General features: G+C 43.3%; 15 protein-coding genes. 1 reads left to right on the top strand and 14 read right to left on the bottom strand.

Annotation, left to right across the window (positions count from 1 at the left end; translation table 11 throughout):
• Positions 1-70 precede the first annotated feature (70 nt).
• From galU to G3R48_RS02645, 8 genes are all read right to left on the bottom strand, one after another.
• Positions 71-958, bottom strand: coding sequence for a UTP--glucose-1-phosphate uridylyltransferase GalU (gene galU / locus G3R48_RS02680; protein WP_153660567.1), 888 nt, complete (start codon positions 956-958; stop codon positions 71-73).
• A 220-nt stretch (positions 959-1,178) separates the two neighbouring features.
• The gene (locus G3R48_RS02675) at positions 1,179-2,402 is read right to left on the bottom strand and encodes a trans-sulfuration enzyme family protein (protein ID WP_153662018.1); all 1,224 of its coding nucleotides are present in this window, start codon (positions 2,400-2,402) and stop codon (positions 1,179-1,181) included.
• Between the two features lie 265 nt (positions 2,403-2,667).
• Positions 2,668-4,998 (bottom strand): penicillin acylase family protein, encoded by a 2,331-nt coding sequence (locus G3R48_RS02670; RefSeq protein WP_153660569.1) that lies wholly within the window; start codon positions 4,996-4,998, stop codon positions 2,668-2,670.
• Positions 4,999-5,164: 166 nt separating this feature from the next.
• Positions 5,165-6,229: a 2-alkyl-3-oxoalkanoate reductase gene (gene oleD, locus G3R48_RS02665; RefSeq protein ID WP_228497280.1), complete on the bottom strand. Its 1,065-nt coding sequence runs from the start codon at positions 6,227-6,229 to the stop codon at positions 5,165-5,167.
• Complete coding sequence (oleC, locus tag G3R48_RS02660; protein ID WP_153660574.1) at positions 6,229-7,998, bottom strand: olefin beta-lactone synthetase; 1,770 nt, start codon at positions 7,996-7,998, stop codon at positions 6,229-6,231. Before oleC ends, oleD begins: the two co-directional genes overlap by 1 nt.
• A gap of 118 nt (positions 7,999-8,116) precedes the next feature.
• Positions 8,117-8,995, bottom strand: coding sequence for an alpha/beta fold hydrolase (locus tag G3R48_RS02655; protein WP_153660576.1), 879 nt, complete (start codon positions 8,993-8,995; stop codon positions 8,117-8,119).
• A 59-nt stretch (positions 8,996-9,054) separates the two neighbouring features.
• Entirely contained in the window at positions 9,055-10,104 is a 1,050-nt protein-coding gene (locus G3R48_RS02650) for a 3-oxoacyl-ACP synthase III (RefSeq protein ID WP_153660578.1), read from the bottom strand.
• Between the two features lie 250 nt (positions 10,105-10,354).
• Positions 10,355-11,596 (bottom strand): methyltransferase, encoded by a 1,242-nt coding sequence (locus tag G3R48_RS02645; protein ID WP_153660580.1) that lies wholly within the window; start codon positions 11,594-11,596, stop codon positions 10,355-10,357.
• A 265-nt stretch (positions 11,597-11,861) separates the two neighbouring features.
• Between G3R48_RS02645 and G3R48_RS02640 the strand changes: the two genes are divergently transcribed.
• A complete protein-coding gene (locus tag G3R48_RS02640; RefSeq protein WP_153660582.1) occupies positions 11,862-12,095 on the top strand; it encodes a DUF1289 domain-containing protein in 234 nt (77 codons plus the stop codon).
• A gap of 58 nt (positions 12,096-12,153) precedes the next feature.
• Here the strand turns inward: G3R48_RS02640 and G3R48_RS02635 are convergent, their stop codons facing one another.
• From G3R48_RS02635 to pstA, 6 genes are all read right to left on the bottom strand, one after another.
• Entirely contained in the window at positions 12,154-12,510 is a 357-nt protein-coding gene (locus tag G3R48_RS02635; RefSeq protein ID WP_153660584.1) for a YajD family HNH nuclease, read from the bottom strand.
• 158 nt (positions 12,511-12,668) lie between these two features.
• Positions 12,669-13,259 carry a DUF502 domain-containing protein gene (locus G3R48_RS02630; protein WP_153660586.1) on the bottom strand — a complete coding sequence of 197 codons (591 nt, stop codon included), beginning with the start codon at positions 13,257-13,259 and terminating at the stop codon, positions 12,669-12,671.
• Between the two features lie 244 nt (positions 13,260-13,503).
• The gene (locus G3R48_RS02625; RefSeq protein WP_153660588.1) at positions 13,504-14,640 is read right to left on the bottom strand and encodes a putative sulfate/molybdate transporter; all 1,137 of its coding nucleotides are present in this window, start codon (positions 14,638-14,640) and stop codon (positions 13,504-13,506) included.
• A 498-nt stretch (positions 14,641-15,138) separates the two neighbouring features.
• Positions 15,139-15,849 (bottom strand): phosphate signaling complex protein PhoU, encoded by a 711-nt coding sequence (phoU, locus tag G3R48_RS02620; RefSeq protein ID WP_153660590.1) that lies wholly within the window; start codon positions 15,847-15,849, stop codon positions 15,139-15,141.
• A gap of 41 nt (positions 15,850-15,890) precedes the next feature.
• A complete protein-coding gene (pstB, locus tag G3R48_RS02615) occupies positions 15,891-16,709 on the bottom strand; it encodes a phosphate ABC transporter ATP-binding protein PstB (protein WP_153660592.1) in 819 nt (272 codons plus the stop codon).
• Positions 16,710-16,734: 25 nt separating this feature from the next.
• On the bottom strand, positions 16,735-18,393 hold the full coding sequence (gene pstA, locus G3R48_RS02610; protein ID WP_153660594.1) for a phosphate ABC transporter permease PstA: 1,659 nt from the start codon (positions 18,391-18,393) through the stop codon (positions 16,735-16,737).
• Positions 18,394-18,442 lie beyond the last annotated feature (49 nt).

The raw sequence follows: 18,442 nt of genomic DNA, 5'->3' as shown, positions 1-18,442 counted from the left end.
AGCAAACTAAAACCGCAGCAAAAAATATTGCTGCGGTTTGGTATTTAAGTCGCACAGTTAGTTCAACAAATTAGTTTTGCTCTAGCAATGCAATCAATTCTTTTTTAAAGCTATCACCCAATTTAGGGTCATGCAGTCCGTATTCGACAAAGGCTTTCATATAACCCATTTTGTCGCCACAATCGTGTGACTTTCCGGTCATATTAAAGGCTTCAACTTCATCAGATTCAATCAGCATATCAATAGCATCTGTAAGCTGAATTTCATCTCCAGCACCGGGCATGGTCTTAGCTAATAAGTCCCACACTTTGGCCGATAAGACATAACGCCCTACCACAGCGAGATTTGAAGGCGCATCTTCCACTTTTGGCTTTTCAACCATTTTAACAATTTTCGTTGAATGCCCTGGTAGTAAATCTTCACCCGCGCAATCAGCAATACCGTATTTATTCACCTCTTCTTGGGCCACAGGTGCTACCATAATTTGACTTGCTTGAGCGGCTTTATATCTGCTGATCATGGACGCTAAGTTTTCAGTGCGTTGATCGGCGCTATAACTGTCTAATATCACGTCTGGCAACACCACCGCAAACGGACTATCACCAATACAAGGTTTGGCACACAATACCGCATGGCCTAACCCTTTTGCTTCACCTTGACGCACATGCATGATGGTGACATTTTTAGGGCAAATAGATTTTACTTCATGCAGTAATTGCCGTTTTACCCGTTTTTCAAGGGTGGTTTCTAGTTCATAAGACACATCAAAGTGGTTTTCAATGGCATTTTTACTGGCATGAGTTACTAACACTATTTCAGTCACTCCCGCACTCACACATTCATCAACAATGTATTGAATAAGCGGTTTGTCCACTAATGGCAGCATCTCTTTAGGAATGGCTTTTGTAGCAGGTAACATCCTTGTACCTAATCCGGCGACGGGAATAACTACTTTCATGTCGTGTCCTTTACTCTGTTATTTATTCAAAATATTAATTAAAGGAAGCATAGCATAGCCATTTTAAAAGTGACGATAACCACCACCCAAAAGCGTTAGAAACCAATCACTAGCTCAATTTTTTACTTATTTTCCTTGACATCTCGGTAGATTAAAACCTTCAAATTTCACGATTGTCACAAGTTGATTAATCAACTTGTGCGGCCGTTGTTGAATTTAATCAAACCAGTGCTTGCTCAATATCTGCAATAATATCGTTGATATCTTCAAGTCCCACTGAAATTCTTAACAGATTATCACTTATGCCAGCCTCCGCGCGTGCTTGTGGCGTATATGGCGAATGTGTCATCGATGCGGGATGTTGGATAAGCGTTTCAGCATCACCTAGACTCACTGCAATAGTGAGTAAGGTTAAACGGTTAACAAAATCAATTGCATGCTGTAAATCACCTATTAATTCAAATGCTAATACGCCGCCAGCCCGTTTCATTTGGCGGCCAATAAACCGATGCCCCTGATGAGAGCTCAACGCAGGATAAAACACCTTAGCAATCGCTTGGTTGGCTTGTAAATATTGTGCGAGCTGTTCGGCGTTATCGCAGTGACGTTGTAAACGCACATCTAAGGTCTTCATCCCGCGCAGAATTAACCATGCATCGTGGGGCGAAATCACCCCGCCAAAGTCCTTCAATATTTCATATTTTAAGCGGGTCATATGCTCGCGATTACCGCAAACGATGCCTGCGATGACATCACCGTGGCCATTTAGATACTTAGTTGCACTGTGAATCACCATGTCAACGCCTAAAGCTAATGGCTGTTGCAGTAATGGCGTCATAAAGGTGTTATCAACAATAGACACAAGATCATATTGCTTTGCTATTGCGACAATCGCGCGGATATCAAATACATCAAGGTGAGGATTAACCGGGGTTTCACAAAAGATCACCTTGGTTGTTGGCTCAATTGCAGCAGTAACGGCTGGCATATTATTAAAGTCAACCAAGGTGCTGCGGATCCCAAGTCTATTTAATTGGGTGGTTATTAATGCAAAACTGCAGCCGTAAATCGCGTTTGACGCCACAATATGGTCGCCTGCTTGCAAATGAGTCAGCAAAGCACTTGATACCGCTGCCATACCAGATGCAGTAGCGGCGGCGTCTTCTGCGCCTTCAAGCAATGCCATTTTACGTTCTAACTCTGCGGTGGTGGGATTCCCTAAGCGGGTGTAAATATAACCTGGCTGATCGCCGGCAAAACGCGCACCACCTTGCTCAGCATTATCAAATGCAAAGGTGGCACTTTGATGCAAAGGTGTCACTAATGCGCCATGCTCATTGGCTTGGTGCCCACCATGAATGGCTAATGTTGACGCGTGTAACTTGTTATAGACAGGTAATTCAGCGTGTTCGGCTGCAGACGACGGTAGTGTTTTAGATTCCATGCTCATTGGATTGACTCAACTTAATCTTGTTATTTTACGTTGTGTAAACAACATACCGTTGCAGTGCCAATAACCAAGTTTTCGTGGTTAAATAATCACCCCTCTATTTGTAAAAACATTGTTACAATCATTTTGTTACCGCCAGATACGTCACCATTACATTAACGTTGCAGGCTAAAACCACTCACCCACTCATACCAAAAACGTAAAAAATCGTTAACCACGCATCGTACAAATCAGCGTAGTAGCGTGTTGCTTCACAAGCTTATTGCGCCTGAAAACTTAGCGTATGCAATACATGCCCTGGCAAGAGTGGTGTGTGCTGCTGTTTAACATATTGCTCAAAACCACTGCGATAAAAATCCGATAACGGATGCCCAGACTGTCCGCCTGGTAAAGTTAAAATGGCGTTTTTTTCTAATCCTGGTTGCACAATAAAACGCTGCGACGCACCGAAACTTTTGCCCTGTACCGCTGGCATAAATGTATCGCCAAAACCTGCTTGGGTGGGCATGTCTAACCAATGGCTTAATAGCGGCATCGACTTTGAAAACGGATGTTGCACCGTCAACGCGTTAACTTTACCCCACGCTAAGTCGCGTAATTGTCCGTTACTACTATGTTGCTTGAGTAACTTGGTTTTACTTGCTTGATAAGCATTTAAGCTAAGTTGCTCCCAACTGCTAACATCATTGGGAAGCCAATCTTGTGGCTGCTGTGCTAACAACTGCCAAATCGCAGGCTCTAAATAGCGCATCACTGGCGACAAACTCAGTTGGTGGGCTTGCAATGCCGTTTCAAGCGGTGCAAACACTTGTTCAAGTAACGTTTGTCTAAAGTGGCGCACTAAGGTGTAACCAACGGAATCGGCACAAGCACATTGTTGCCATTGGCGTAAATAACGTAAGTCTTCTCTCATCGTGTCACTATGTTGTTCAAGCTGAGTCACTAAAAACCGATGCCATGGCAATAGAAATGTGGCTTGATTGTCTAGTTGCAGTTGATAAAAATCGTGTTCGTTAAAACGCTGCTGGCTAAACATCGCTTGCTGTATTTGCTGCGCCCTTGCCCCTAAAGCATACCCACCATCACCCAAGCGTTGATTATCTTGTGTCGACACTACTCGCGAGTTTGCCGTCCAAATGCGCTGTGAACTGGGGTTTATTTGATAAGGGATATGTGTGGTTAACTGTTGCCAATCTTGTTGCTGGTATTGTTTAAGATCCACGGCAATGTCGCTAGGGTCATCTCGGCGACTTATCGCCCCAGCCAGTGTCCACATAATGGCACCAGACTTATCCGCGGCGACAATATTTTGAACTGGCATACCAAATTCACTCACCCATTGTTTTACTTGTTGCACATCTTTTGCCTGCTCAAGCTTTAACAGTGACATATCCACGGCATAATCTTGATGGCCAACCCAAGATAACGCGTACTTATGACCATCAATTTGGCGCACAGGCCCAACAGCGGACATTTCTAACTCATAAATATATGTCGTGGTTTTGGCGTTAATCGGCTCTTTTATGATGGTTGTCGCTTCACCGTCAACATTCACCCAGTCTGCAGTATCAATATAAGCGTTGGTGAATCCCCATGCGACATAGTTATTACTGCCAACCACAATGGCGGGCGTACCGGGCAAACTCACCCCCGTAACTTGGACATGGTTTGTTGAGGACGTGGTATTGGTTAGGGAGTCGCTGAGGTAATTTAACTGAGCTCGGTACCAAATAATGGGCACCGAAAAGGATAAATGCATGTCATCTGACACCATCGCATGACCGTTATGGGTTAATTTGTCAGTTACCGCCCAATTATTACTACCCACTTCTTGAGGCATTTTGATAGTACTCACTTTAGCTTGAGCAATTTGCGATGCAGTTAAAGCCGGAATGGCATGCGGTTGTAACTCAAACTCACTGCCATCAAGTGCCGCTTGGTATGGGCTTGGCTGCAGAATAAAATTCACCATTGGCTGACCAAACTCAAGCTGCAATTGAGTTAAGGTTAAGTCTCGCTTTAAGGTATTCCCTTGCAGGTCTAAGTACATGCTGTAAATCACCAACAAACTGTCATCCAGTTGCCACGGTTGCGGGCGATTGTTGGTAAATAAATATTCAAACGAAGGGAGTATTTGTGCTTGTAACGCCGCATTCACGCCGTTGCGATAGTGAACGAGTATGGCTTTATCAGCTGCTGGAAGCGTGTCTACGATGGCTTTAGCACGTTGACGTAACTGGTGGAATCGACGTGATTTATCCAGCTCAAGTGCTTTGTCACCAAACAGTTCAGATAATTCCCCAGCCGCATTACGGCGCAGCAAATCCATCTGAAAAAATCGATCTTGTCCGTGGGCATAACCTAAACCATAAGCGGCATCTAAACGATTTTCGGCACTGATGATTGCCGTGCCTAACTGGTCACGTTCAATGCGCATATCTTTACTAATAGCGTTGGTTTTATAGTGTGCGCTGAGCTTGGGCAAACTTAAACTAATGCTGACGTACAGTCCAATTAACCCAACGATAACTAAACTACAACTGAGGATAAGGCTGCGCTTACCCCATTTGGCAATGTTTTTCAGGCTCATTAGACAAGCTCTTATTATTTAATAGGCGCTTTATCATAGCGTTTGTTACTAAAAGGTTAAACACCTTATTATCAAACGCCGTTTAATGAACTGTCGCAAGTTAATTTAACTGACATGCAGTCTTATCATTAACATAAGGCTGTGGTTTTGTTTGGGAATTAAAAGACTATTCGCTTGCTTGCAATGACTTAGCAAGCCTCTCCATCCCCTGTTCTATTGATACAATAGCTTGGTATCCAAAATCGGTTTTGGCAGCGCTGATATTAAAATAATGGCTAGTTGATAATTGCTTAGCCACAAAGCGCGTCATAATGGGCTCTTGTTGTTTACCTGCTAAACGATACACAGTTTCAAGCAGACTACCGACAGCGTAAGCCAACTTAGCCGGCACACGTTTATTCACTTGCGGCAAACCTTTACAAGCAAGAATGCGGTTGAGCATCTGCGCCATAGTAATCGGCTCATCATTACTTAAAAAGTAGGCTTTACCGGCACATTTTGCCTGTTGCGTTAACTCAAGTGCAGCTTGAAGGTGACCAAAAGCGGCATTATCAACATAAATGGTATCAACCAATTTATCTTGTTTTCCTACCAACTTAAGCCTACCAGCCTGAGCTCTGGCAATCACTCTTGGGACTAAATGCGGATCGTTTGGCCCCCAGATTAAATGGGGACGCAGCGCCGTGACTTTTAACGTGTCGTTATTGGCCTTAAGCATCAGTTGCTCTGCAATGGCTTTTGACTCGGCGTAATAGTTTAAATATTCACTGGCATAAGGCGCTGATTCATCAATGCCATTTTCATCTACACCGGCAAAGGTCACGCTTGGGGTGCTGGTATAAACTAAATACTCAACGCCCAATGTTTTACACGCAGCGATGATATTTTTAGCGCCATCAACATTAGGTGAGTAATAGCTTTGTTTCGAGCCCCAGACACCGGCTTTAGAAGCCACATGGAACACCGCATCACAACCTATCATGGCCTGCTCAACATCGGCTAGCTGACTAATATCACCTTGGTGCATCTCAACACCTAACTGCGTCAATTGCGGATAATGCCCCCGTGCTAAACCAACAACATCAATGCCAGCAGCTAATAAGCGCTCACAAATGGCTTTACCTAAAAAACCGCCCGCACCTGTTACTAGCACTTTTGATAGCTTTTGCTTAAGCGCAATTAAGGTTTGTTGCTCAAGCGCAGTCATTTGGTTCAGTGTTATCTGCTGCATTAACATTCTTTCCATTGTTTTTGGGCCCACACAGCGAGTTTCTCACGGAAGATTTTAGCGTTATGTCTTACATCTACCGGAAAGTCTGGATGAATTAAAAAGCGCTCAATGCCCGTGGTAATGTCATGTGCTTGGCCAAGGGCAATAAGTTGTTGGTACAAGCTTTTCGCATCGCGGCAACTGTTAGGGTGAGTTAATTCAATACACACTAATGGCAGGGTTTGACCATTAACGTTAACGCCCACTAATGCCGAGCGTTTAACTTGCGGATGGGTATTATAAATTCGTTCACAAGGGATTGAAAAAAAGCGCTTACTCACTTGCTTTTGTGTACCGCCTTGGGCTGTGGTGACAAGGCCATCCACTAAATGGCCTTTACGGCCGCACATCCATAATCTGCCAATGTCATCTATATAACCCACATCACCCATACGATGACGCATAATATCGCCGTCAGCAATTTTTGCCATTTCAGTGGCTTTAGGACGCTGATAATAGGCTTGGCTTGCCATTGGACTGCTGACAACAATCTCACCAATTTCGCCTTGAGCCAGCGTCTTTGCCTTTGACCATGTGTTAACTTGGCCATCATCAATGGCAATGATATCAACCTTTACACCGGCAATGGGTTGCCCCACACAAATGCCTGCACCACTGTCAGTTAATGACACGGTATCCATTAAGGCATTACTGCCAATCATACTAATGGGTAATGACTCTGTTGCGCCATAAGAGTTAAACACTTCAACATCTTGATTAAGCATTTGGCTAAATAACTCAATTGATGCGATGGTTGCCGGTGCACCAGCTGAAATGACCCGTTTAATTGAGGTTAATTTATGCCCTGCCTGCGCGCCATTAACCCCAGCTTGGCCTAAACGGTCAAGCAATGCTGGGTTAACAAACATATTGCTACATTGATACTTTTCAATGGCGGCAAATAAGTGCTCAGGTTTTGCAGTAATCGGTTTACTGGCATCCATGTCAGGCACAATAGATGCCATACCTAATGCTGGGCCAAACAATGAAAATAACGGGAACGTGGCTAAATCGCGCTCGCCGGGTTTAATCGCGTAGTCTTCGCGTAAGGCATTAATTTGCCCTTCAAACATACTATGACTATAAACCACGCCTTTGGGTGTACCCGTGCTGCCGCTGGTAAATAAAATCGCTGCCATTTGCTGAGCCGCTAAATAAGTCATCGGGTAGCTTGGTTCATTCGCGTCAATCTCAACCTGTGCTAGCACTGCCTCACCTAATGCCACTATCGATTCTAAACTGATCGCGCCGCTTAACCAGCGCTGCACAGCACCACCACCGACATTTATCACTTTAGTGACACTGCCTTTACCCCAGCCTAATATGCGCCGAGCAATATGTGCTTTAGGAATGCCAATAAAGGCATCGGGCTCTGATTCGGCAAAGCATTGCTTGAGATTTTTGATCCCCATACCAGGGTCAACTAAGATCGGTACAATGCCGGCTTTAAACAATGCAAACGTTAACGAAAAAAACGCAATGCTTGGCGTGACCATCAGCACCGCTTTCATGCCTTTGTGAATCCCAAATTGGTTTAATCCATGGGCGATTACATTTGATTGATGCTCTAATTGGGCAAAATCTAATTCATGGTATTGATAGTCGCCTTGAGTTGTTGCTTGCTGCACCGCAACGGCTAACTCGTGGGGATGGTGAATAGCGGCATGGGTTAAATGACGACAAATATTGGCATCTAACACCGCTTGGGTAGGATTGTTGGTTAATGTCATATGAGATTCACTTTGTTGGCGGTTATCCATTACTTGGACAAGCAATCAATACGGCAATATAAAATTTGGCTTAAATAAAAAGGCTCCTAAGAGCCTTAATTATTGTGTCATGCTGCCCTTATGGGTGCTTACTGATAAACGTTTTAATCAACCCAATAACGTCATCACTAGCATCTTCAAGAATATAGTGACCGCAATCAGGGAATTCGTGAAATTCAGCATAAGGCATTTTATCTTTCCACTGTGCGTAAAAATGCTCATCAAACACAAAGTCTTGTAAACCAAAACACACCATGGTGGGTGTTTGTTGAAACTTGGCCAAACTGGCTGATATTTCAGTGACTAAATCGTAGTTACGATGCGCCGGTTTTAATGGAATATCTTGCACAAAACGCAGGGTAGAAATACGGTTAGCCCAATTATTAAATGGCGCAACGTATGCTTTGCGGGTGGCTTTATCCATGGGTTTGCGTTTTACGCCCACATAAGAGGCCGCTGAAGCAAACGCATTGAATCCGCGTACTAAAATCGTGCCAAGTAACGTGTCACGGCATATCCATAATGCCCAAGGAAATGGCTTAGATTTTGGTAAATGAAACGCTGCGGTGTTTAAAAACACTAAACGTTTAATTCGCTCAGGATAACGCGCGGCAAACCCTGTACCAATCATCCCGCCCCAATCATGAACCACTAAAGTAATATTTTCGGTCACGCCTAAGCTATCTAGCAGGGTTTCAAGGTCATCAATGCGTTGCTTTAAGGTGTAATCGTAATTAGCATCATTGGGTTTATCAGACATGCCACAGCCAATATGATCAGGCACAATACATTGATGGTTGCCGGCTAATGCACTTACAAGGTTACGGTAATAAAAGCTCCAACTAGGGTTACCGTGAACCATGACCACCGGCTCACCTTCGCCTTCATTGAGGTAATGCATTTTATTGCCATTCAAATCTAAATAATGCTGCTCAAATGGCATTAACTTTTCTAACATGATGTCCCTAAATTCTTCTCATTATTTTGTAAAGACACGCTCTACTCAAGCGCTAACAATTACCACTTAATACCCAGCATCATGCAGTTTAAGCCACTGCCTATACCTAAAAAGCTCACCTGATCACCTGCGTGAATAAAGCCATTATCGTGAGCTAATGCTGCAGTAACAGGCAGCGAAACCGTACCCATATTGCCAAGTGATTCATAGGTTGGATATTCTTTTTCATGAGGAATATTTAACGCATTGAGCACTTGCTTACGATTAGATGAGCCTACTTGATGACAAATAACTTTATCAACTTGTTCAACGACCCAATCGCGCTGAGTTAAGAAGTGTTGCCAAGTATGCTTAGCTAAATCCACCCCCTCTTTAAGCAATGTCACCGCATCAGTGCGCATAAATTCGCGATACAACATGTGACCGGCTTCTTGTAGGCCCCATTGACACAGCTGATGATGTTCAGGAGCAGAAAGGTGACTTGCTCCTAGTAATTGATGTTGGCGTTGGGTGGTTAACGGTAAGCTGCCATCGGTTAAAATCACTGCCACTGCACCAGAACCACCTGTAAGTGTGGCTAATGACTGAGCAAAGTTTTGCATTGTCGGTTCAGCCAACATGTGCTCAATCGTGGCATCGACAATGTCGCGCGCAGACTCACATGAGACAACCATTCCAGCTTTGATTTGGCCCAATTCTATGCGATTAGCAATATCTAACATACCTGACAATACGCCCAAGCATGCGTTGCTTATATCGTATATCGCGGTATCTTTTGATACACCCAGCTCAGCTGCTATGCGGCATGCTGTTGCAGGTTCATGTTGATCACGACATACGCCGGTATAAACAACCGCGCCAAGTTCGCTAACATTAATACCGGTTTCTGCTACAGCCTTTTTTGCTGCCGCAATTGCGCCGTCAGACAAACGATGCCCTTTAGGCCACCAACGGCGTTCTTTTATTCCTGTTAATGCAGCAAGTTGCCCCATTGGAATACGAAATTTTTGATACAGCGGTGCTAAACGATTTTCAAGATCACTGCTCGACACTACTTGCGGTGCTAGCTCATACGCTAGGCTATTAATAAAGACGCGGGAATATTTCATTAAACCGTATTTTTCGCTTAACTGAAGCCACAATTACATGGCATTTCATAGTGGAATTTCAATAACCCGCCATTTGAACAAGATTAGCCTCAAGATTCAATCAAAAACCGAGGAAAACCCAAGAGATTTGTCATATTTTTTAACTCACGGCATGAATACAACTGAATATAGACAGTTGATTTAGACTGCAATGGACAAAATAAAATAAATGAAACAATAACTTAATAACAAATCATCAACAAATGCCGGTTTATTTGCGTTTTGTCGCCTGAATAAGGCTATTGCGCGGCGTAATGTTAGGCGAACAAAAATCATACACCTGCACCTGATAGCCATGCTCAATTAAATAACACACTCTATCGAGCACTAACCAATGCTCTAGCATGCGCCGGAAAACATGTGCAACGAGGTCAATTCGTCGAGTCAGCCGTTGTCGAACTAGCCCCTGTTCAAGGTAATCATGCCAGTCAATATCAGCAGTTAACACCAAGCCTTTACAGTTAGCTGCCCAATGGCAAAAGTCACTAAACTCACCACTTAATTGGCTACGTTTAACACTCGGAATCGGTAAATAATGCGGATTATCGCTAATATCTCGTTGTAGGCTGTCAAAACCTAAACGCCAAGCAATTTCTTGATGACGCAATTGTTGCTGTTTTTTATTAGCAATAACACTTTGCTGCAAAGGTAATTGCAAATCATGCTTAGCCAGCTTAAGCGTTTGCTTTTGGCCAATAGCGGATAACGGTTGATAAACCTCGTCTTGAATCAAATGATAACAGCAAGGTGATATCGACACCGCTTGAGTATCGGCATCCACCACATGACGTAATAAATGAATATGTAAGTCACCGCAAGCATGTAATGCCACGGCATGCTGCTGACAATCTAATGGATTTTGACGTAAAGCAAAGACATCTGCACACTCGAATGTTTGCGGTAATTGCCATTGTTTGGCAAAGGTTATTCCGGCATCACATAATGATTGTTGCCATTCAAGACTATGCACACTCACTTGCTTCGTTTTAGCCAAATACCGCCCAAGATGGCCTTTACCTGCGCACCATTCAAAAAATGGCAGCTCGCTATCCACATGTTGTGCAAACGCACTAATTTGTTGCCACTTACGTCCCTTTATCGTGGCGCTAAAATGTGGCAGTTCAACGCTATCAAGCCATTGAGAGTCAAGTTGTGCTTTAGATCCAAAGCGTGCCGTGAGCAATTGGTTTAATCTCTTTTGCTGCGCGTCATCAAGGTTACAATCGCGTGCTAGCGCGGGCAAAAGCGTATCAACTAACCGCTGCTGATGACTATCTAACTCGTCAATATCTGCGTCATTAAGTTGCCATAATTTTTCAGCTAAATGGGTAAACGATGTCTCCCAAGGTAAGCTTTTGCAATCAAAAGCTTTTACTTGCCATAGCGCACGATATTGCTCCAAATAAGTGGTTAACAATGCAAACTGAGATTGATAGTCGCTTTTATTGGTCAATTCGGTATCCAGTCGTGATATATATTCATATTAAAGATCAGGCCCAACAGGGTACTCACCTGATCAACATACAAATTTAGCGGTCATGTTAACGCGCAGACCACCATACACCTGATTGATATGATGCAAAGTGAGGTTTATCAAAAATCATCATCTAATTCAGCTTTACCGCTTGGGTTAAAACCGTGCTAACCTAGCCGCAAACGTCAATTAGCGCGTAAAAAACAACAGTGTCCATACCTCCAACAGTTAAAAGGAAATAACTATGCAGTCCCCGTGTGTTGCTAGATGCGGTTTGAATGATGATGATTATTGTATGGGCTGTTACCGCCATATTGATGAAATCGTTGCTTGGTCAAAAGCCAATGAACAGCAGCAACAGCAAATTGTCGCCGCCCTACCCGCGCGAAAAAGCCAGTTTGAAGGCGACAGCAACACCCAAATATTAAGCCGCGACAAATGGTTGGCAGCCCAAGCTAAAATCACCCGCAGCGTGTAAAATACCTGTCAATAAAAAAGCCAGCCCATGGCTGACTTTCAATGACCTTGGCTAACAACTACTTTTTCATCATCGACTTTAAGTCAGCAAACGGATTATACGTTGCCGCTTCTTGCTTCGCTTCAGTGGTATTGCCGTAGCGAATTAACTCTTCAAAACGTGAATGTTCGTTGTCGTGGCAATACAAACATAATAATTCCCAATTGCTGCCATCAGAGGGGTTGTTATCATGGTTATGATCAACATGGTGAACAGTTAATTCACTGAGGTTTTTATGGGTAAATTCGCGAGTACAACGACCGCAAATCCACGGGTATAACTTCAGCGCTTGTTCACGGTAACCTTTTTCACGGCTCGCTTTATACTCACGTGCTTGTGCAAGCACTTTATCTAATTTACTGGGTGTGCCTGACATGTGTTTTCTCTTTGATGTTGATATACATTTGCCCCAAGGATAAGCGCTGTTATCACTTGGAGCAATGCTTTAACCTACATTCGTGAAACAAGTTAAATGATGTAACCTAGATTGACGCGTTTTACATCAATCTAAGAGCGTTAATCAACGCGGCTGATTTAATTGTGCGCAATGTCTTTTGAGCTTGAAATCCCAGCGGTTAAGTTAAAGCGCATAGCTTCTTCAAACGACCACTGCACTTCAATTAAGTCTTCTCGTTTCACTAAACTGGTGACCCCAGCCATTTGGTAGCTTAACTGAAATAATACCGGCACCCAGTCACCATCTGGCAACGCATCGGTTAATGGCGCAGGCGTGTTATCTCCCATAATAAAGCCAACAATATAGCTCCCATTGGCCTGTTTAATCAGCACAGTTTGTTGATTTTTAGGTTTGTTGTCATTGTTCATCAATGCCGCAATATCACGAATACTGCCATATACGGATTTAAACAACGGGAACTTCATTAATTGACGCTCTACCCAACTGTATAACCACACAATGGGACTCACGGAAAATAATAATCCTGCGATAAAAATAATTACCGCCACTAACGTAAAGCCAGCGCCAATAAAAATCGGTTTGACACCTAATGACTCAAGCAATAAGCGCCCAAGCCCATCAAGGGAAATAAACAATGACCAAAACAACCAGATAGATAGCACCATAGGGAGCAGGTTCATCAATCCGCGGGTTAAGGTTTTTTTCATAACGTTCCTATTTTCACTGCCAATATATGCAGCTAATAATTCTAAAATTGATATTAAACATAATGACCAAAAGCCAAACAAATTCGCGCGCAAATGGCGCATTAGATGATAGAGACTAACCGTTAGTGATTAAACGTTAACAGCTTAGCGGCTGATTAACTGTCAATATTCACACAATAAGGGACTCTTCACTGGTTAAAGGCTTTGCTAGCTACGCGCAAATAAAACCTGCTCATTAATCTACCTAGGTGGTTTTAGTTAATTGATGACGGCGAATAAATTCCAGCAGCAAACCGGCAATCAACCCAACGGCGGTATTAAACAACAAGCACATTAACGCGGTGGTAAAAATCACAAAAATACAATACGGTTTGCCATCAATAAAGCGTTTAGACCAAGCTAATTGAATCCCTGCAATAGCAAGTAATGCACCTAATAATGCCATTGGAATTAACGACAATAAATTCGCCATGCCTTGACCCCAACACAATGCAATCGCAATGCAAGTAACACCAAATATCAACGGCGCAACATAACTGCGCGCACCAAAGTAATATTGCACCGCAAAACCACCCGCGCCATGACACATTGCCATGCCGCCAAAAGGCGCCAGCAATAAGTTAGCCCAACCTGAGCTAATCGCAAACCGTTTTGGCACTAACTTGGCTTCATCTTCAGGGAATTTACTTGTCGCTAACGCAGAAACCACAATCACCGCATTCGTTAACGTCAATGCCAATTGTGGTAACACTAATAATAACGCTGCTTGACTCCACTCATCGACATTGGGCCAAGATAAATGCCATGGATAAACCTGATTGAATTCGAAACTCGCTTGCGCGCCATGGACCATTTGCCAAACAATGCCCAGCCCTAAAACCGCTGGCATCATCAAAAACGGCAGAGGTAAAAAGCGGCTGCACAATAACAAGACCAACCCAGCGATGCCGATAACCCAAGTTTCTGAAATCATCACCCCACCAATCCAAATTAGCTGTAAACCAATCGCCAATTGAATACCGATGCTAATCGTTGGTGAAATTTGTTTTGCTAACCAACCAATGGCCCCTGTGTAGGCCAACACAAGCAGTATGATACCGATAAGCATCGCACTTGCTTGGAGCATCCCGGGAGAAAAACCTTCAGCAATAACCAAGGCTGAAATCACTTTCATTGGCTGAGTTGGAATTGGCCGTTTATAAAACCAAGCGGTAAATAAAGCAAAACAACCAAAACCCAAAAAGACCCCTTGCGGAGAAAATTGGTTTAATGCAATTAGCCCCAACACTAAGGGCAAAAATGTCCCTAAATCAGCAAATGCTCCGCTTATTTCACCAGAGAATGTATTAATGTGTCGAAGTTGATGCTGCTGACATCTCATATAGCTTGCCGTAATAACAGAATAGCTGACTAAAGCAAGTACAATGCCAAAGATTAAGGTGTGATCTAGTTCAAATAAATTCAACCAATATTGACAATATGAGCCAATATTTAGCCAACAGCAAATCACAAACGTGACATTTTGACACATATAAAAATAAATTTCGGGACAATTTATCCCAAACCACTGTCATAGCGGGCTCAAAGGTTAATCACTGGCGATGAATAAACCGCCTTTTCAGCATAATCTAGATCACTAAAGTGCTTATTTTTATCTCGTTTGGTTACACGCTAACGGCTATCAAATTACGATGATAATGATTGCCCCACAGGCACAAGAAAGCGACTGCACAAGTTTTTTTCATCTGCAGTCGCCAGTATTTGATTGCAATTATATATGCACTTTTTCGCGTTCTGTTATCCATGGCTATTATTAATATCGGCCACACAACGGGCAAATAATATTCATAATGCTACCCATTACGCAAACACCAAACCGTTAATTAATAATGTCTTTTTCCATCTCTTCATAACTTGTGTGACGCACATCTTTACCTTTTACGTAATAAATAATGTACTCACAAATATTTTTACAACGGTCACCTACGCGTTCAACCGCTCGCGCTGCCCACAACACATCTAATACCCCTGGAATTGAGCGAGGGTCTTCCATCATGTAAGTCATTAACTGACGGATAATACCTTCATATTCACGGTCTAATTTGGCATCTTCTTTATGTAAGGCAAAGGCTTTTTCAACATCCATGCGTGCCAAAGCATCTAATGTTGCATGTAAAGTACGGGTAGCATGTCGCCCCATGCTTTCAATACTCACAAGTAACGGCTCTTGGCTTTTGGCTCGTTTATCTACTGCGGCTTTAGCAATACGTACACAAGCATCGCCAATGCGTTCAAGGTCGCTAATGGTTTTAGAAATCGTAATAATTAAGCGTAAATCACTCGCCGCAGGTTGGCGCTTAGCAATAATGCGGGTACATTCTTCATCAATGGCCACTTCCATGCCGTTGACTTTATGATCCCCCTCAATCACCGTTCGAGCCAAATCAGCATCTAAGCCTGCAAGTGCATCCAATGACTGCTCTAACTGACGTTCGACTAACCCCCCCATGGCTAACACACGGTTACGAATGTCTTCTAGCTCAGCATTAAACTGACCCGAAATGTGCTTATTGGTATTTAACTTTTCCATGATTGTACTTACCTTAACTTGTCAATTTGGGTAACAGTGGCTTAACCGTAGCGACCGGTGATGTAATCTTCGGTTTTACGCTTTTTCGGTGTGGTAAAAATGGTGTTGGTGTTGGCATACTCAACTAGCTCGCCCATGTACATGAACGCAGTTTGGTCTGATACCCGCGCCGCTTGTTGCATGTTGTGCGTCACAATCACCACGGTGTACTTTTCTTTTAACTCAGTAATCAACTCTTCAATGGTTAAGGTTGAAATAGGGTCAAGTGCCGAGGTGGGTTCATCAAGGAGTAATACTTCAGGCTCAATGGCAATGGCGCGAGCAATCACCAAGCGTTGTTGCTGACCACCAGATAAGCCAAACGCATTGTCATGGAGGCGATCTTTCACTTCATCCCAAATTGCTGCGCCACGAAGCGAGCGCTCTGCCGCTTCATCTAGTTCACGACGATTATTCAATCCTTGTAATCGTAAGCCATAAACGACGTTTTCATAAATTGATTTAGGGAATGGATTCGGGCGCTGAAACACCATACCAACGTTGCGACGTAAGCTAGCAACATCAACTTTTTTGTCATAAATATTTTGCCCATGAAGCAAAATTTCACCGCCAATTTTACAGGTATCAACTAAGTCATTCATGCGGTTAATACACCGCAATAATGTAGATTTACCACACCCTGACGGACCAATAAACGCGGTAACTTGTTTTTTAGGGATCTTCATCGACACATCAAACAACGCTTGTTTGTCTGCGTAACTGAGGTCTAAGTTACGGATCTCTAATGCGGTATCTTGTGCTGGCAAGTTAGCTAAATCCACGGTTTGCAATTGGTTTGCAGTTCTGTCTATCGAAATCATTTGTTTATCCTTTAGATATCGCCATTTAATGTTCTAGCGAACGGAATTTTTCACGTAAGTGGTTACGCACGCTAATCGCAGTCAAGTTAAGCGCAACAATTACAGAGACTAATAAGAATGAAGTAGCATAAACCAAGGGTCTGGCAGCTTCGACGTTAGGGCTTTGAAAGCCAACGTCATAAATATGGAAGCCTAAGTGCATGAATTTACGTTCTAAATGCACAAATGGGAAATTCATATCAATGGGTAATGTCGGAGCCAGTTTAACCACACCTACCAACATAAGCGGCGCAACTTCACCTGCGGCACGCGCCACGGCTAATATCAATCCGGTCATAATCGCCGGACTTGCCATTGGGATCACGATGCGCCATAAGGTTTCAGCTTTGGTCGCACCTAACGCTAAACTGCCTTGGCGCACCGCACTTGGGATCCGGCTTAAGCCTTCTTCCGTAGATACAATCACTACCGGTAAGGTTAAAATTGCTAAAGTTAACGCTGACCAAATGACCCCTGGCGAACCAAATGTTGGCGCGGGTAATGCTTCGGGGTAAAACAATTGATCAATAGAGCCACCGAGCATATACACAAAAAAGCCTAAACCAAATACCCCATAAACAATGGATGGCACCCCTGCTAAGTTGATCACTGCAATGCGGATCATCTTCGTAATCGGGCCTTTTTTAGCGTATTCATGCAAATAAATAGCTGCAATCACCCCAAATGGAGTCACGATAACCGCCATTAGCATCACCATAAATACCGTGCCAAAAATGGCAGGAAATACGCCCCCTTCCGTGTTGGCTTCACGTGGGTCATCATTAACAAAGTGGCCTAAACCCGAAAACCAGTGGCCAATCTTAGCCAACAAGCTCAAATGGTTAACGTAGGTGACATCTAAGATGCTATTTAAGTTAAGCGTCACTTCTTGGCCGCGCATGTCGCGGATCACCACAGAATCACGCGCTGCTTGGTCACGTAGATCAAATAACGCGTTTTCTAGTAGTAAATACTCATCGTTTAATTGTTTCGCTTGTTGGTCAAAATCGGCTTTGGCTTGAGCGGTTAACTTGCCATCGAGTTCAAACTTGCGCGCTTTTAAACGCAAACGCTCTAATGAGTAGTTAATGGAACCAATGTCGCTTTTTTGCAATGATAACGCTTGAGAGCTTAAATCAACGGCGCGCTCAATTTGCGCAGTTAACGCAGTTTCAATGTTGTCATCTGTTAGTGCAATGCGTTTACCATCGTTAATCACTGCCACCGGATAACCATAAAAATTGCCGTTTTTAGTACGCTCAAACTTTGCAATTCCAGCAGGTGTTGAGCGACTGACAATATCAGTTGCTAATATCCAGCGAAAATCTAAACCGACAAATTCACGGTTTCCTGTTTTCACTAAATAACGCTCGACAAACTCACCAGGATGTTGGTTAAAAGTATGCCCCGCTGAAATTAAACGCTCAGTGGGTACTTGCTCACGATCATAAATTTCGCCAATTAGCGTGCTTTTTTCACCGCGATTATTTTCAAGTTGCCACTGGTAAATATCAGCCGGCCAAAAATAGCTTAAGCCACGCCATGCGATTAACAGCAACAAACCCAATACGGCAATCAAACTAATACTAACCGCACCACCGGTCATCCAAATCCATGGAGAACCTGATTTAAACCACTTACCCATTGTATAAACCTCGCAAAACCAATGGTGAAATGCTAATTAAAAATGTCAT

This window comes from Shewanella intestini (genome assembly GCF_018221465.1).
Lineage (GTDB): Bacteria > Pseudomonadota > Gammaproteobacteria > Enterobacterales > Shewanellaceae > Shewanella > Shewanella intestini.
The sequence above is the reverse complement of the archived record's forward strand: the minus strand, read 5'-3'. Positions and strand labels throughout refer to the sequence as shown.

Coding starts and splice junctions, on each gene's coding strand:
- G3R48_RS02675 (WP_153662018.1), bottom strand. CDS start 2,402: ATGGAATCTAAAACACTACCGTCGTCTGCAGCCGAACACGCTGAATTA.
- G3R48_RS02640 (WP_153660582.1), top strand. CDS start 11,862: ATGCAGTCCCCGTGTGTTGCTAGATGCGGTTTGAATGATGATGATTAT.
- G3R48_RS02625 (WP_153660588.1), bottom strand. CDS start 14,640: ATGAGATGTCAGCAGCATCAACTTCGACACATTAATACATTCTCTGGT.
- G3R48_RS02655 (WP_153660576.1), bottom strand. CDS start 8,995: ATGTTAGAAAAGTTAATGCCATTTGAGCAGCATTATTTAGATTTGAAT.
- pstA (WP_153660594.1), bottom strand. CDS start 18,393: ATGGGTAAGTGGTTTAAATCAGGTTCTCCATGGATTTGGATGACCGGT.
- oleD (WP_228497280.1), bottom strand. CDS start 6,229: ATGCAGCAGATAACACTGAACCAAATGACTGCGCTTGAGCAACAAACC.
- G3R48_RS02630 (WP_153660586.1), bottom strand. CDS start 13,259: ATGAAAAAAACCTTAACCCGCGGATTGATGAACCTGCTCCCTATGGTG.
- oleC (WP_153660574.1), bottom strand. CDS start 7,998: ATGACATTAACCAACAATCCTACCCAAGCGGTGTTAGATGCCAATATT.
- G3R48_RS02635 (WP_153660584.1), bottom strand. CDS start 12,510: ATGTCAGGCACACCCAGTAAATTAGATAAAGTGCTTGCACAAGCACGT.
- phoU (WP_153660590.1), bottom strand. CDS start 15,849: ATGGAAAAGTTAAATACCAATAAGCACATTTCGGGTCAGTTTAATGCT.
- G3R48_RS02650 (WP_153660578.1), bottom strand. CDS start 10,104: ATGAAATATTCCCGCGTCTTTATTAATAGCCTAGCGTATGAGCTAGCA.
- G3R48_RS02670 (WP_153660569.1), bottom strand. CDS start 4,998: ATGAGCCTGAAAAACATTGCCAAATGGGGTAAGCGCAGCCTTATCCTC.
- galU (WP_153660567.1), bottom strand. CDS start 958: ATGAAAGTAGTTATTCCCGTCGCCGGATTAGGTACAAGGATGTTACCT.
- pstB (WP_153660592.1), bottom strand. CDS start 16,709: ATGATTTCGATAGACAGAACTGCAAACCAATTGCAAACCGTGGATTTA.